This is a genomic window from Streptococcus alactolyticus, from assembly GCF_012277075.1.
Classification (GTDB): Bacteria; Bacillota; Bacilli; order Lactobacillales; family Streptococcaceae; genus Streptococcus; species Streptococcus alactolyticus.
This window is the reverse complement of sequence record NZ_JAAXMT010000005.1, coordinates 321,860-336,562: the sequence shown is the minus strand read 5'-3', so window position 1 is coordinate 336,562 and position 14,703 is coordinate 321,860. Positions and strand designations below refer to the sequence as shown.

The 14,703-nt window shown below is 40.6% G+C and carries 11 protein-coding genes and 2 pseudogenes; 11 read left to right on the top strand and 2 right to left on the bottom strand.

What is annotated here, in order from left to right; translation table 11 throughout:
- Nucleotides 1-21 precede the first annotated feature (21 nt).
- Both dapA and HFK82_RS03535 read left to right on the top strand, forming a co-directional pair.
- Nucleotides 22-957 carry a 4-hydroxy-tetrahydrodipicolinate synthase gene (gene dapA / locus HFK82_RS03540; protein ID WP_168260825.1) on the top strand — a complete coding sequence of 312 codons (936 nt, stop codon included), beginning with the start codon at nucleotides 22-24 and terminating at the stop codon, nucleotides 955-957.
- Nucleotides 958-1,186: 229 nt separating this feature from the next.
- Nucleotides 1,187-2,254 (top strand): annotated as a pseudogene (locus HFK82_RS03535) (IS3 family transposase).
- 74 nt (nucleotides 2,255-2,328) lie between these two features.
- Here HFK82_RS03535 and treR read toward each other — a convergent pair.
- The gene (treR, locus tag HFK82_RS03530) at nucleotides 2,329-3,039 is read right to left on the bottom strand and encodes a trehalose operon repressor (protein ID WP_154454352.1); all 711 of its coding nucleotides are present in this window, start codon (nucleotides 3,037-3,039) and stop codon (nucleotides 2,329-2,331) included.
- A gap of 197 nt (nucleotides 3,040-3,236) precedes the next feature.
- Between treR and treP the strand changes: the two genes are divergently transcribed.
- Nucleotides 3,237-5,210 (top strand): PTS system trehalose-specific EIIBC component, encoded by a 1,974-nt coding sequence (gene treP / locus HFK82_RS03525; protein ID WP_168260824.1) that lies wholly within the window; start codon nucleotides 3,237-3,239, stop codon nucleotides 5,208-5,210.
- Between the two features lie 14 nt (nucleotides 5,211-5,224).
- Complete coding sequence (treC, locus tag HFK82_RS03520; protein ID WP_168260823.1) at nucleotides 5,225-6,850, top strand: alpha,alpha-phosphotrehalase; 1,626 nt, start codon at nucleotides 5,225-5,227, stop codon at nucleotides 6,848-6,850.
- 7 nt (nucleotides 6,851-6,857) lie between these two features.
- Here the strand turns inward: treC and HFK82_RS03515 are convergent, their stop codons facing one another.
- Nucleotides 6,858-8,120, bottom strand: a complete 1,263-nt coding sequence (locus tag HFK82_RS03515) for an aminotransferase-like domain-containing protein (RefSeq protein WP_168260822.1) — start codon at nucleotides 8,118-8,120, stop codon at nucleotides 6,858-6,860.
- Between the two features lie 119 nt (nucleotides 8,121-8,239).
- Between HFK82_RS03515 and HFK82_RS03510 the strand changes: the two genes are divergently transcribed.
- The 7 genes and pseudogenes from HFK82_RS03510 (at nucleotide 8,240) to HFK82_RS03480 (ending at nucleotide 14,685) form a co-directional block, all read left to right on the top strand.
- Complete coding sequence (locus HFK82_RS03510; protein WP_168261023.1) at nucleotides 8,240-9,100, top strand: pyridoxamine kinase; 861 nt, start codon at nucleotides 8,240-8,242, stop codon at nucleotides 9,098-9,100.
- Nucleotides 9,097-9,654, top strand: coding sequence for an ECF transporter S component (locus HFK82_RS03505; RefSeq protein ID WP_168260821.1), 558 nt, complete (start codon nucleotides 9,097-9,099; stop codon nucleotides 9,652-9,654). Before HFK82_RS03510 ends, HFK82_RS03505 begins: the two co-directional genes overlap by 4 nt.
- A 144-nt stretch (nucleotides 9,655-9,798) precedes the next feature.
- Nucleotides 9,799-11,337 carry an ABC-F family ATP-binding cassette domain-containing protein gene (locus HFK82_RS03500; protein ID WP_168260820.1) on the top strand — a complete coding sequence of 513 codons (1,539 nt, stop codon included), beginning with the start codon at nucleotides 9,799-9,801 and terminating at the stop codon, nucleotides 11,335-11,337.
- A 148-nt stretch (nucleotides 11,338-11,485) separates the two neighbouring features.
- Nucleotides 11,486-11,997: pseudogene (locus tag HFK82_RS03495) on the top strand (uracil-DNA glycosylase family protein).
- 236 nt (nucleotides 11,998-12,233) lie between these two features.
- Nucleotides 12,234-14,084, top strand: a complete 1,851-nt coding sequence (locus tag HFK82_RS03490) for a heavy metal translocating P-type ATPase (RefSeq protein WP_168260819.1) — start codon at nucleotides 12,234-12,236, stop codon at nucleotides 14,082-14,084.
- A 79-nt stretch (nucleotides 14,085-14,163) separates the two neighbouring features.
- Entirely contained in the window at nucleotides 14,164-14,391 is a 228-nt protein-coding gene (locus HFK82_RS03485; protein ID WP_037619394.1) for a heavy-metal-associated domain-containing protein, read from the top strand.
- Nucleotides 14,392-14,406: 15 nt separating this feature from the next.
- Nucleotides 14,407-14,685: an iron-sulfur cluster repair di-iron protein, ric gene (locus HFK82_RS03480; protein WP_168260818.1), complete on the top strand. Its 279-nt coding sequence runs from the start codon at nucleotides 14,407-14,409 to the stop codon at nucleotides 14,683-14,685.
- The last annotated feature ends 18 nt before the right edge of the window (nucleotides 14,686-14,703 follow it).

Here is a 14,703-nt window from a genome sequence, read left to right as displayed (position 1 = left end):
CAAAAAGGATAGGAGATAAGGATGGCTATTGAAGATTTAAAAGACGTTAAAATCATTACGGCGATGATCACCCCTTTCAATGCAGACGGTTCTATTAACTTTGGGGCATTGCCAAAATTGGTGGAGCATTTGCTGGCTCACCACACAGATGCACTTTTACTAGCAGGAACAACAGCAGAAAGTCCAACATTGACCCACGATGAAGAGTTGGAGTTGTTTGCAGCAGTTCAAAAAATCGTCAACGGTCGTGTGCCACTGATTGCTGGTATCGGAACAAACGACACGCGCGACTCCATTGAATTTGCTCGTGAAGTAGCGGTCTTTGGAGGCTTTGCGGCTGGTTTAGCCATCGTTCCTTATTACAATAAGCCATCGCAAGAAGGCATGTATCAGCATTTTAAAGCCATTGCTGATGCCAGCGATTTGCCAATCATTATCTACAATATCCCAGGTCGTGTAGTGGTTGAAATGACTCCTGAAACCATGCTGCGTTTGGCTGAACACCCTAACATTATTGGGGTTAAAGAATGTACCAGCCTAGCCAATATGGCTTACTTGATTGAACACAAACCTAAGAATTTCTTGGTTTACACAGGTGAAGACGGTGATGCTTTCCATGCCATGAATCTTGGGGCAGACGGTGTGATTTCGGTTGCTTCTCACGTTAATGGTGATGAGATGCACGACATGCTGACAGCTATCGAAAACAGTGACATTAAAAAAGCGGCTGCCATCCAACGCCAATTCATTCCGAAAGTGAATGCCTTGTTCTCTTACCCAAGTCCTGCGCCTGTTAAGGCTGTGCTTAATTACCTTGGCTTTGAAACAGGTCCGTTACGCTTGCCATTGGTTCCATGTCCACCAGAAGATGCCAAACGTATCATTGACGTTGTTATTGACGGTGATATTGAAGCCACTAAAGAAACCGTCACAGGTGTTTTGCGACCAGATTATTAATCAAAACAAAAGTAGCAAAGTTTTTGAACTGCACCCCAAAAATTAGACATAAAATCTAACGATCGGGGTGCTTTTTGTATGAAATTAACTTATGAAGACAAATTGGAAATATACAAACTAAGAAAAAATGGAATGTCTTGGTACCTAAAATATATGATTAAACTCATAGATATGGTGTTGAGATTGTTAAGAAAAGTAAGAATACGTAATAACTCGTATAGCATACATTATACGAAGTTATACGAAAGACAAATTGGAAATATACAAACTAAGAAAAAATGTAATGTCGTGGTACCTAAAATATATGATTAAACTCATAGATATGGTGTTGAGATTGTGAAGAAAAGTAAGAATAGGTATTATTCTCCTGAACTAAAGCAAGAAATAATCAATCAAGTCCTTCTTGAAGGACGCTCTCAATTGTCCTTTTCTCTCGATTATACTCTTCCTAACATAGGAACTCTTTCCAATTGGCTAGCACAATATAAGAAAAATGGGTATGCTATTGTTGAGAAAACAAGAGGGAGATCTTTTAAAATGGGACGTAAAGCGGAGAAAACTTGGGAAGAAATGACAGAGTTAGAACGACTTAGAGAGGAAAATGAGCATCTACGGACCGAGGTGGCATTTCTAAAAAAGTTGAGAGAAGCTCGCTTGAGGGACGAAGCAAAAATGCGCGAACAACAGCGACAATTAGAGAAATGGTTAGAGGAGGATTTAGATTAGATATCTCGTATAACTTCGTATAATGTATGCTATACGAAGTTATGCACCATTATACGAAGTTATACGAATTATGGCTATCGTCGTATCACTTTGGAACTAAGAAACCAAGGCTTTTTGGTCAACCACAAAAAAGTGCAACGCTTAATGAAACTCATGAATGTAACGGCACGCATTCGCCGCAAACCTCACTATTCATCTTACAAGGGTGAAGATGGTAAGAAAGCCGATAATCTCATCCAATGTCAGTTTGAAGCTTCAAAGCCCTATGAAAAATGTTATACAGATGTCACAGAATTTGCTATTCCAGCGCTGTTATCATGAATTTCTTAATCAAAAGGGAATTCGTCCATTCATGTCCCGTAAAGGCAATAGCCCAGATAATGACATGATGGAATCCTTCTTTGGTATCTTAAAATCAGAAATGTTTTATGGCTTTGAGAAGACATTCAAATCGCTAGATGAACTTAAACAATCCATTATAGATTACCTAGATTATTACAATAACAAACGTATTCAAGTAAAACTAAAAGGACTCAGCCCTGTACAATACAAGACTAAATCCTTTCAATAATTACTTGTCCAACTTTTGGGGGTCAGATCAATTTCAGGGTTATTTGCTACTTTTTTGCTGCTCTTTTTAATAAATCAGTGGTGCCGTGTGGCAAAATCAACAAAACGGAATTTTTCCAGCTTGTGTCTGCTTTCGGTGAATTGAAATTGGCGCTTGTCCGCCAGATAGACCTTGGATTTGACGGACACAACATGGTGTTCAGGACCAATATCTAGCAAGAGCTTATCACGGTCTGTCAGCTGGTCAATGGTGATTTCTTTTTGCGCATAAGCAATGCTGAGGTGCAGTTGCTTTTCCAAATAAGCGTAAATAGACACCTCAGCAATCTCTCGTGTCATGTCAGGCACGAGAGATTTGTCTAAATAATCGATATCAAGCACCGAAGCAACCTCGTCAACCACACGTTGGCGAATGACCCGCCAAACCAAGTGATTTTTTTGAAACCCTGTGAGAGCAGCCAGTGTGTCATCGACAATCAGTTTATCAATACTGATAACATTGGTTTTAGAAGTGATGTGATGGGCATCAACCAATTCTTTGTAGCTGGTTAGTTTGGACACTGGAAAGTCAATGGGATCATTTTTGACCACTTGGGAGCCTGATCCATGGATTTTCTTGATAAGTCCAGCTTCAGCCAAAAGCCCCAAAGCCTTACGAATGGTGTCGCGGCTTACTTGGTAGGTTTTGGTCAACTCATTTTCAGTGGGAAGGTAGTCCCCAGCTTGATAGACCCCAGCGTTAATATCATGTTCGAGTTTTTTAAAAATATATTCGTATTTTTTCATGTGCTCTTTAGGAAAAACTCCTCAGTTTTATAGATTTGTTTTTAAAATACCATACAACTTATCTTTTTTCAAGGGATTTTTAGGTTTTTTTGAAGCAAACAACTTGCATACAACACCGAAAACGATTACAATAACCTTGTAAATAAAGCTAGCGACTATTTATAGACTAACGAAGGAGTCGGTTTTACCGAAGAGATATGGGAAAATTTGAAAAAGAAGCTCGCGAGATGCTAGAAGCAATCGGCGGGAAGGATAATATTGCGGCAGTGACACATTGTGCTACTCGGATGCGTTTTGTTTTAAATGATGACAGCAAGGCAGATGTCAAGCGTTTAGAAGCTATCCCTGCTGTTAAGGGAACCTTTACCAATGCAGGTCAATTTCAAGCGATTATTGGAAATGACGTTCCTATTTTTTATAATGATTTTACAGCGATTTCTGGTATTGAAGGTGTTTCAAAAGAAGCGGCTAAATCAGCAGCGCAACGCAATCAAAATTGGCTTCAGTGTGCCTTGGCCATGATGGCAGAGATTTTCACGCCAATTATTCCAGCGATTATCGTTGGTGGTTTGATTTTAGGTTTTCGAAATATCCTAGAAGGGGTGCAGTGGTCAGCCCTAAATGGCAAAACCATTGTTGAAGTCTCTCAATTTTGGTCAGGTGTGAATGCTTTCTTGTGGTTACCAGGTGAGGCTATCTTCCACTATTTACCAGTGGGGATTGTATGGTCGGTCACACGGAAAATGGGAACCAGTCAAATTTTAGGGATTATCCTTGGAATTTGTTTGATTTCACCAAATCAATTGCTAAATGCGTACAGTGTGGCTAGTACCTCAGCGGCAGATATTGCCGCTAACTGGACTTGGGATTTTGGTTTTTTCACCGTTCGTATGATTGGTTATCAAGCTCAAGTCATTCCAGCGCTTTTGGCAGGTTTGGCTCTGGCTTATCTAGAACGTTTCTGGCGCAGACACATTCCAGAAGTGGTTTCTATGATTTTTGTGCCTTTTCTATCTTTGATTCCAGCTTTGATTTTGGCGCATACAGTACTTGGGCCAGTTGGTTGGACCATCGGTAAAGGCATTTCAGCTGTTGTGCTTGCTGGTTTGACAGGTCCTGTGAAATGGCTCTTTGGAGCAATTTTTGGTGCTCTTTATGCCCCACTCGTTATCACAGGCTTGCACCACATGACCAACGCTATCGATACCCAATTGATTGCGGATGCTGGTGGCACAGGGCTTTGGCCAATGATTGCCTTATCAAATATTGCACAGGGTTCAGCAGTTTTGGCTTTTTATGTGATGAATCGTCATGACGAACGTGAGGCGCAGATTTCCTTACCAGCAGCTATTTCAGCTTATCTTGGTGTTACGGAACCAGCTCTTTTTGGGGTCAGCTTGAAATACATTTATCCATTTGTGGCGGGTATGATTGGTTCAGGTATTGCAGGACTATTTTGTACAAGCTTTAACATTACAGCCAACGCCATTGGTATTGGTGGACTTCCAGGGATTTTATCTATTCAAGCCAAATACATGAGCTTATTTGCCATCAATATGGTTATTGCCGTCGTGGTACCGTTTGTCTTGAGCTTAGTATTCCGAAAAATAGGTTTCTTGACCAAGACAGAAGATGATTTGAAAGCCAGCGAACAATCGCAAGTTCAAGCCGTTATTGAAGCGAAAAAAGATGCTGAAGCACCTGCTGGAACAGTTGTTACAGTAAAAAGCCCACTTTCAGGAGTGGCAAAACCCTTGAGCGAATCACCAGACCCTGTCTTCTCTCAAGGTGTCATGGGGCAAGGTATCGTGATTGAACCTGACAAAGGGGAATTGGTTGCCCCAATTGACGGTGTAGTGTCTGTTTTATTCCCAAGCAAACACGCGGTGGGGCTGATTTCAGACGAAGGCATAGAATTGTTGATGCATATTGGGATGGATACGGTTAGCCTTGATGGTAAAGGGTTTACGGCAGAAGTGAAACAAGGTGACCGAGTGTCGGCAGGTGATGTCTTAATTCGTTTTGACATTCAAACGATTCAAGAAGCAGGTTACCCTGTTACAACGCCTGTTATTGTAACCAATCAAAACGATTTCCAAACAGACGTGACAAGAGCATTACCATGTGATATTGCGCATGGGGAAACGATTTTCACAGCAAGTAAATTGTGATAAAGGAGCAAAAAGTGGTATTTGATAAGAAAAAAGTCGTTTATCAGATTTATCCAAAATCATATAAGGACACGACAGGCAATGGTGTCGGCGATTTGCGCGGGATTATAAGCAAATTGCCTTATTTAGAAGAATTGGGTGTTGATGTCATTTGGCTCAACCCTTTCTATCCAAGCCCTCAGCGTGACAATGGATATGATATTTCAGATTACACCGCGGTCAATCCCTTGTTTGGTAGCATGGCTGATTTTGAAGATTTGGTTCAAAAAGGCAAGGCACACGGTATTGATATTATGCTAGATATGGTGTTGAATCATTGTTCGACGGAGCATGAGTGGTTTCAAAAAGCTTTGGCGGGAGATCGCTATTACCAAGATTTCTTTATCTTGCGGGATCAGCCGACCAACTGGGCCTCTAAATTCGGCGGCAATGCCTGGGCGCCTTTTGGGGACACGGGCAAATATTACCTGCATTTGTTTGATGTGACCCAAGCAGATTTGAATTGGCGCAACCCTCATGTGCGCAAAGAGTTGTTTAAGGTGGTAAATTTTTGGCGTGACAAAGGCGTGACATGTTTCCGCTTTGATGTCATTAACTTGATTGGTAAAGACGAGGTGCTAAAAGACAATGACCAATTTGACGGCAAACCTGAATACACTGACCGTCCGATTGCGCACGACTACCTAAAAATGCTCAATCAAGCCACTTTTGGACAAGATTCAGATAGCATGACAGTTGGCGAAATGAGTTTCACGGATATTCCAAACTGCATTCAATACAGCAATCCAAACAGTCATGAATTGGACATGGTTTTCAATTTCCACCACCTCAAAGTGGATTACGACCAAGGGCAAAAATGGACCTTGAAGCCCTTTGATTTTGCAGAACTCAAAACCTTGTTCCATACTTGGGGTGAAGAGATGAGTGAGGGTGGCGGCTGGTCAGCCCTGTTTTGGAACAATCATGACCAACCACGCGCGTTGAACCGTTTTGTGGACGTCGAGCATTTCCGCAATGAAGGAGCAACTATGCTTGCCGCATCGATTCATTTATCTCGCGGGACGCCTTACATCTACATGGGCGAAGAAATTGGTATGTTGGACCCTGATTATGAGAGCATGGCTAACTACGTCGATGTAGAGAGTATCAATGCTTATCAAGCCTTGCGCTCGGCAGGTAAGACAGAATCCCAAGCCTTTGCCATTGTTCAAGCGAAATCACGGGACAATAGTCGTATCCCGATGCAGTGGAATGACGAGGAAAACGCTGGTTTTTCAACTGGTCAACCTTGGTTACAAGTCGGAAAAACCTACCGTGACATCAATGTTGCCAAAGAAAAAAGTGGACCGATTTTTACCTTCTACCAAGAATTGATTGCGCTCAGAAAAATACTGCCAATCATTGCTGAGGGTAGCTATCAGTCCGCTTACCAAGATAATCCTTACATCTACGCTTTTGAACGTCAGTACGGCAAGCAACGTCTATTAGTTTGCAATAACTTCTTTGCTAAAACGGTTAAAGTGCCCTTGCCAAAAGCTTACCAAGAAGGGCGCGTGTTGCTAAGCAATTACCCTGAAGAGGCTTTATCAGACACGATCACGCTAAAACCCTATCAAACCTTGGCCATTTTGGTGGACTAGAAGGTTATTAGTTCAAAATCATTTTCAACGTTTTTGGCAAATGCTGGTTATTAGGCAATTTAATAAAGCGCTTGGGGGCTTGGGTTAGGTAATTGTTTTCGAGATAATCCACCTGTTTGGTAAATTTCAGCTCGCCCAAATGCTTGTTTTGAGGCAATTCAATAACCAAATGTTGCAATGAACTGCTAAAATGCAGGATATTTGGAAAACGTGCCAAAAGCTCCGTTGACTTGTTCTCTTGTTCTTGAAAGACTTTGCTGAGATAGGTGAGGTTTTTGTCAAACATGCCATTGTCCAAGTACAAAGACAGCGCCTTTTGCATAATAAGGTTGGTGTCGTAGTCCATTAGTTTTTTGAGTTTTAAAAAAGACGGCATGAGTTCTGGCGGTAGCACCAGCGTGCCAAGACGCAGCGCTGGGAAAATAGTCGCTGAAAAAGATTTTAAATAAATAACGTGCCCCGAAGTATCATAGTAATGCAGAGGCAAATCAGTGGATTTGGTGAAATCGCCCATGTAATCATCTTCAATGATGTAAACATTGTAGCGTTTAGCCAAGTCCACGATTTTTTGTTTTTCGCTGGCCGTGTAGGACAAGCCCAAAGGATTTGAAAAACGCGAAATGGTGTAGAAACATTTAATGGGCTGCGTTTTAAATAGATGTTCCAATCGAGCTAAATCAATACCATTAAAATCACGGTCAATGGTCTGGTAGGGGAGATTTTGCGAGGCGACCAAGTCAATCATACGGTGATAGGTCGGCTGCTCCAAAAGGATGACACCTTGCTCATTAGGAAATGGGACTTGAGATAAAATGTAGAGAGCTTGTTGGGTACCTGAAGTGACCAAGATGTCGCTTTCTTTGGCGTAAATATTTCCTTTTTCCAAATACTGTTTGAGCGAGCGAATGAAGGCTTTTAGTCCTTGCTGCTGAGCGAAGTAGTCAAAGAGGTAATTTTGCCCCTTTACCAAGGTTTCCGTCAAACAAGCAGTAAAATCTTCGTAGGCAATGTTATTGTAGTCGCTCAGACTGAGATTGAGGCGGTCCTCATGCTGACTCTTACCCTCCAGCACATAATAGCCACTTTTATTTACGGCATAAATGTAGTGTTTGAATTTTAATTCTAATAAGGCTCGTTGCACGGTGTCCTTGCTGCATTGGTAGCTTTGGCTGATGGCACGAATCGAAGGGAGTTTATCCCCTTTTTTTAAGGCACCAGATTCGATTTGAGTAATGATGTCAGCCATAATGTCTTGGTATTTACTGGTCATGTTTTGTCCCCATACAGTTTTTGATTGTTTCTATTGTATAATAAACTGAATTTTCTTACAATAATATCATCACTTGAACCTCTCTAAGTTTTGGAGAAGGGATGAAAAGGTTTTATCACATGACACACATTACCAAATCACTCATCGTGGCGAATGATATTGTCGGTTTAGGCAAAGTTGCTTTATCAGCAGCACTCCCCATTTTGTCAGCCTGCCAAATCGAAGTCATTCCCTTGCCAACCGTTCTTTTGTCCTCGCATACGGGTGGCTTTGAGAACATTAGCATCACCGATTTAACCGATGCGACAGCAGGCTTTCTCAGCCAATGGCGTCAGCTTCCCTTTCAAGCAGACGGGTTAATGACAGGCTACGTCAAGTCACCAGAACAGTTGCAACAAATAGCTGATTTTGCTTCTCAAAAAGGTTTAGGGCGTTTTGTAGACCCTATTATGGCGGATAATGGACGGTTGTATGCTGGGTATGAGCAGAGTTTTGTGGCAGCCATGCGTGCTTTTTGCCAAGAGGCTGATATCATCACGCCCAATCTCACGGAAGCTTGCTTGTTAGCTGATGTGCCTTATCTTGGTGATGCTTATGACCAAGAGGCTATCGAGCACTTGTTGACGCAACTAACTCCCTTGAACAATAAGCATATTATTTTGACAGGAGTGTCTTTTGAGGCCGGAAGCATCGGTTTGGCTCATTGGGATAGGGAAAAGGCGAGTGTTTCGTATCATTTTGTCAAAGCCTACCCGCAGAATTTCTTTGGGACGGGTGATGTTTTAAGTGCTATCTTAGCCGCTGGGTATTTTCATGGTTTATCTTTGGATGCTGTTGCCACATTAGCACTTGATATCATTGATAAGATCTTGTCACTGACCTTAGAGCTAGAGCGTGATATCAAATGGGGGCTGTGCTATGAGCCTTATTTGGGCGATTTAGCGAGTCGTTTGATGGTTTTAAAGGAGGAAAAGGAATGAAACATCTCACCACACGTCAACTTGTCGAACTCAGTCTTTATGCTGCCTTAATCTTTGTCAGCGTTCAATGTTTGCGTATCCCTATGGGTGCCCAATTCGTTCATTTTGGAAATGCCTTAGTCGTTGTCGCCGTTTTGCTTTATGGGTCACGCTTAGGCGCCTTGGTAGCTGCCGTTGGGCTTGGCTTGTTTGATGTTCTCAATGGCTACGCTGCAGAAGTCTGGATTACCATTTTAGAATCTTTGATTGTCTGTGCCGTTCTTCACTTGGTTTTTGAAGGACTAATGCAATCCAAAGACACCACGCGCAATGTGATTGTCGTTGGTGTCGTAGCTGCTTTGACTAAAATCATCAGCAACCTCATCAAATACACCCTCATCAACAGTCTGGTTGGCGGACTCAATCTCCAAGTTGCTTTCTTGACAGCCGTGGTTAAAATCGGTGGCACTATTGGTTCGGCTTTGGTTACCATCATCGCTGTTCCGATTCTCTATCCTTTGCTAAAACAAGTCTTTGCTCGCCAACACACGCAAACTCGTACAGTTTCAAATTAATAACATAAGCCCTCGAAACGAGGGCTTTTCCTATGCGGTTTTAAGAAGAAGTCATTGATTTCAGATTTAAAGTCATGCTATAATTGAAAAGATTCGTTTGACGAAACCCATGTCAAATGAAAAAATAATGAAAGTTTACGAGTAATGAGTATTTTAGAAGTTAAACATTTAAGCCATGGTTTTGGCGAGCGTACCATTTTTGAGGACGTGTCTTTTCGTCTGTTGAAAGGAGAGCATATTGGACTGGTTGGTGCCAATGGTGAGGGGAAATCTACCTTTATGAGCATCGTCACTGGGCACTTGCAACCTGATGAAGGCAAGGTCGAATGGTCAAAATACGTGACAGCTGGTTATTTGGACCAACACACGGTTCTTGAAGCAGGTATGATAGTGCGTGACGTGTTGCGAACAGCTTTTGATGAACTGTTTAAAACCGAAGAACGCATCAATGCCATTTACCTGTCTATGGCAGACGAGGGAGCAGATGTGGATGCCCTCATGGAAGAAGTTGGAGAATTGCAAGACCGCCTAGAATCCCGTGATTTTTACACCTTAGACGCGAAAATTGACGAGGTGGCGCGTGCCCTTGGTGTTATGGATTTTGGCATGGAGTCAGACGTGACAGAACTCTCAGGTGGTCAACGGACCAAGGTCCTCTTGGCTAAACTTTTGCTTGAAAAACCTGATATTTTACTTTTGGACGAGCCGACCAACTACCTTGATGCCGAGCATATCGAGTGGTTGAAACGTTACTTGCAAAATTATGAAAATGCCTTTGTCTTGATTTCACACGATATTCCATTTTTAAATGACGTGATTAATATCGTTTACCATGTGGAAAATCATGATTTGGTACGTTACACGGGTGATTATGACAATTTCCAAGCGGTTTATGCCATGAAAAAAGCTCAGTTGGAAGCAGCTTATGAGCGCCAACAAAAGGAAATTGCTGATTTGCAAGATTTTGTCAACCGCAACAAAGCGCGTGTGGCCACTCGAAACATGGCCATGTCCCGTCAGAAAAAATTGGACAAAATGGAGCGCATCGAATTGCAGGCTGAAAAGCCAAAACCATCTTTTGAATTCAAAGAATCACGGACGCCAAGCCGTTTCATTTTCCAAACGCATGGTTTAGAGATTGGTTACGACCGTCCTTTGACTAAGCCGCTCAATTTGACTTTTGAACGCAATCAAAAAGTGGCTATCATCGGAGCAAACGGTATCGGAAAAACCACCCTACTTAAGAGCCTCTTGGGTATTATTCCGCCGCTTTCAGGCAGTGTGGAACGTGGGGATTACATCGAATTAGGCTATTTCGAGCAAGAAGTCGCCTCAGGCAATCGCCAAACCCCACTTGAAGCCGTGTGGGAAGCTTTTCCAGCGCTCAACCAAGCTGAAGTGCGTGCAGCCCTTGCTCGCTGTGGATTAACGTCAAAACACATTGAAAGCCAAATCCAAGTTTTGTCAGGTGGGGAGCAAGCCAAAGTGCGTTTTTGTCTCTTGATGAACCGTGAAAATAATGTGCTTGTTCTGGACGAGCCAACTAACCACTTAGATGTTGATGCCAAGGACGAACTCAAACGCGCCTTACAAGCCTATAAAGGCAGCATTTTGATGGTGTGTCACGAGCCTGATTTTTATGAAGGTTGGACAGAAGTTTGGGATTTCAACGAACTCATGTAAGCAAAAAAGAGAGTTTAGCACTCTCTTTTTTAAACTCTTGTTATCATTTGGTGTTCGCAACGTTCTACAAGAAGGGCAAAACACTCATCGTCTGATTTGTCTTTGTAAATACCAGCCCTAGTGACAAAGGCGAATTTTTCAGAAGCTAATGCATCCTTGGCAAGGGTTGAAAAATACTGCTAAAATTACAATCATAGCACAAGCACCGGGGATTCATGCTCAAGAGTTAGGTATATTTTTCAATGATTTAAGCGACGATAACCTTCGTGAATGGTTAGGTATTGATAGAGAATGTTTTTATGATTCTGGATATTTCGCAGTGGTCCCAATGGATTATTATTTTCCTGGAAAAGGTAAAACGGGGGACTTACCTCCAAGAAAAGGATTTGCAGAAAAATGGCATAAGAAAACATTATATCTCATGCCAAATAAACAATTAATACTTTTGATTGGTGCCTATGTTCAATGATATTACTTAAAACAAAGATCGACGGAAAAATTAACCAATACTGTAAAAAATTTCGATAGATATCTACCTGAATTTTCCCCCCTTGTGCACCCCCTTCGCCACGTAATAATATTTGGCAGTCCAAAAATCCTTGGTTTCTAGATCAGGTTATTCCTGTTTTGCAGGAACGTGTTAAAGCAATTCTTAAATAAAGATTCGGAAATATACAGAAGATTTTTTTTATAGTCAAAATTTTTAGAACTGACACTATCGTAACTGAATAGAATTATAAAAATATAATTCTATGATTAATATCATTAAATCAATTGAAGATAGTTAGATGTATTTGAAACAATCTAGACATTCTAGTATTTTTAAAACTTGATATAAATCAATTATTATATTTTTATGCTCGGTTATACTGGATATAATAAAGGAGGTAGAAATCATGCAAAAATGGTTATCACGTTATCGGAATTGGTTGACAGCAATAACTGGTGTTCTTATTATACTTGCTTTTTCATCCAAATGGATTTTTAGTAGTGAGCAGGGCTCAGCTTATCTACTGTTTGTAGCTTCATTAGTTGGCGGTTTACCAATTTTTATTCAAGCCTATCAAGCTCTTAGAGTTAAGGTAATTAGCATAGATCTCTTAGTAACTCTTGCTATTTTAGGGGCATTCGTTATTAAAGAGTTTGAAGAATCAGCTATTGTAGCTTTTCTCTTCTTATTTGGTGCATACTTAGAACAAAGAACATTAGCCAAGACACGTTCTGCGATTAAGAATCTCGTGGAGATGGTACCAGAGACTACTTTTCGTAAACTACATAATGGTGACTTTGAAGAGGTATCAGTTGAAGAGGTTAATGAAGAAGATATTCTTTTAGTAAAAACTGGTGGAAAGATCCCAGTTGACGGTGAAGTGATATTTGGCTCTGGTACTGCAAATGAAGCAAGTATTACGGGCGAATCTATTCCAGTCTCTAAAGGTTTAAGAGATAAAGTTTTTGCTGGTACCATTCTCGAAAATGGCACTATACAAATACGTACTGAGAAGATTGGGGAAGATACAACTTTTGGGAAAATTATTGAATTAGTAGAAGAAGCACAGGACAGCAAGTCAAAAGCTGAGAGATTTATTGACCAATTTTCAAAATACTATACTCCTTCAGTTTTAGTGTTAGCGATTATTGTTTGGCTTATTAGCCGCAATATTGAGTTAGCCGTTACTATTTTGGTTCTTGGATGTCCTGGTGCACTGGTTATTGGCGTACCAGTTTCAAATGTGTCAGGGATTGGGAATGGCGCACGACATGGTATTTTATTTAAGGGTAGTGATGTCATTACAAACTTTAGTAAAGTTGATACAATGTTATTTGATAAAACAGGAACATTAACTTATGGTAACCCTCAGGTTGCACAGACAATCTATTATAGCAGTGATAGGAGTCTTGCTGAGAGCTTACTGGCTAGTGTTGAGAGAGAATCAGATCATCCGCTCGCGAAAGCAATTATGAACCATTACTCAGGTTCTGTAGTAGAGGTTATTGACTCAACAGAGGTCGTTCAAGGTGGGGGAGTTGTTGCTCGTATTCAAAATCACCAAGTCCTCGTTGGGAACTCTTATTTGATGAATCAATATAATATTCCTTTCACTAACCGGATGAAGAGCGACATAGCAGGGATGGAAGCAGAAGGGAATTCAATTGTCCTAACTGCTATTGATGGACAAATAGCTATTGTTGTAGGGATTCGCGACCAGATTAGACAAGGAGTCAAGGAGGATTTAGAGACGCTTAAGAATATGGGAGTAAAAAATCTCATTCTATTATCTGGAGATAATCAAGGCACAGTTGATTTAGTTACTAATCAGTTAGGCTTAACCGAGGCTTATGGTCATCTACTACCAGAAGACAAGGCAGAATTTGTGAGAAAACGTCAGGCAAGTGGAGAAATAGTAGCATTTGTCGGAGATGGTATTAATGATAGCCCATCATTGGTCTTAGCAGATATTGGAATTGCCATGGGAAACGGTACAGATGTTGCCATTGAAACTTCAAATGTTGTTTTGATGAATTCGGATTTTCACAGAATCCCTCATGCGATTGGATTAGCTAAAGCCACACGACGTAATATGATTGAAAATATCTTCATTGCATTGCTAGTCGTAGTAGTTCTTCTTATCAGTGTTCTCTCAAGTTCGTGGATGAATATGGCAATTGGCATGTTTGTTCATGAAGGTAGCATTCTCGTAGTTATTTTGAATGCTATGAGGCTTTTAAAATATAAAAGAAAATAGAGATTCTTGATAGAAATCAATTTTTTATTCTAAATATCGTACTATACTAAAGATATAATAAGGAAAGGAAGTAAAGATGATGAAAAAAGCGATACTACAGCTTGAAACACTGGCTTGTCCAACATGTATGCAAAAAATTGAGGGAGCCATTAAAAGTGTAACAGGTGTCGATAAGGAAAGTGTCAAAGTTCTATTCAATGCCAGTAAGGCAAAAGTAAATTTTGACGCTAGTATGACAAACATTAATGAAATTGTGAAGGCAGTGCAAGCAATTGGCTATGATGTCCTAAAAGCATCAGAAAAATAATAGGAGAAAGTTACAATGTTAAAACAATTTTTTGAAGCAAACGATGAGATGCTTGATATATATACAAATGCTATTACAAAAGCTCATGGGAAAAATCATCCAGAAGTCTTTGATGTTCGCAAAGTTTATGAAACAATTCAACATAAAATTAGGGATAATAATTTGGACCTATCAAATGAATTTTCAGAACTAAGAGCTCTTACAAAAGATTATACAATTCCAGATGATGCTTGTGAGACATTTACTAAAACTTATCAGCTATTAAAACAATTTGATGAATTATCTCAAGAATAGGTTTTATCAATTAGAAAG

Bases quoted from the DNA above. Each gene is read 5' to 3' on its own strand.
- HFK82_RS03480 (WP_168260818.1), top strand. From the start codon at position 14,407: ATGTTAAAACAATTTTTTGAAGCAAACGATGAGATGCTTGATATATAT.
- HFK82_RS03510 (WP_168261023.1), top strand. From the start codon at position 8,240: ATGACACACATTACCAAATCACTCATCGTGGCGAATGATATTGTCGGT.
- dapA (WP_168260825.1), top strand. From the start codon at position 22: ATGGCTATTGAAGATTTAAAAGACGTTAAAATCATTACGGCGATGATC.
- HFK82_RS03515 (WP_168260822.1), bottom strand. From the start codon at position 8,120: ATGACCAGTAAATACCAAGACATTATGGCTGACATCATTACTCAAATC.
- HFK82_RS03505 (WP_168260821.1), top strand. From the start codon at position 9,097: ATGAAACATCTCACCACACGTCAACTTGTCGAACTCAGTCTTTATGCT.
- treP (WP_168260824.1), top strand. From the start codon at position 3,237: ATGGGAAAATTTGAAAAAGAAGCTCGCGAGATGCTAGAAGCAATCGGC.
- HFK82_RS03485 (WP_037619394.1), top strand. From the start codon at position 14,164: ATGAAAAAAGCGATACTACAGCTTGAAACACTGGCTTGTCCAACATGT.
- treR (WP_154454352.1), bottom strand. From the start codon at position 3,039: ATGAAAAAATACGAATATATTTTTAAAAAACTCGAACATGATATTAAC.
- HFK82_RS03490 (WP_168260819.1), top strand. From the start codon at position 12,234: ATGCAAAAATGGTTATCACGTTATCGGAATTGGTTGACAGCAATAACT.
- HFK82_RS03500 (WP_168260820.1), top strand. From the start codon at position 9,799: ATGAGTATTTTAGAAGTTAAACATTTAAGCCATGGTTTTGGCGAGCGT.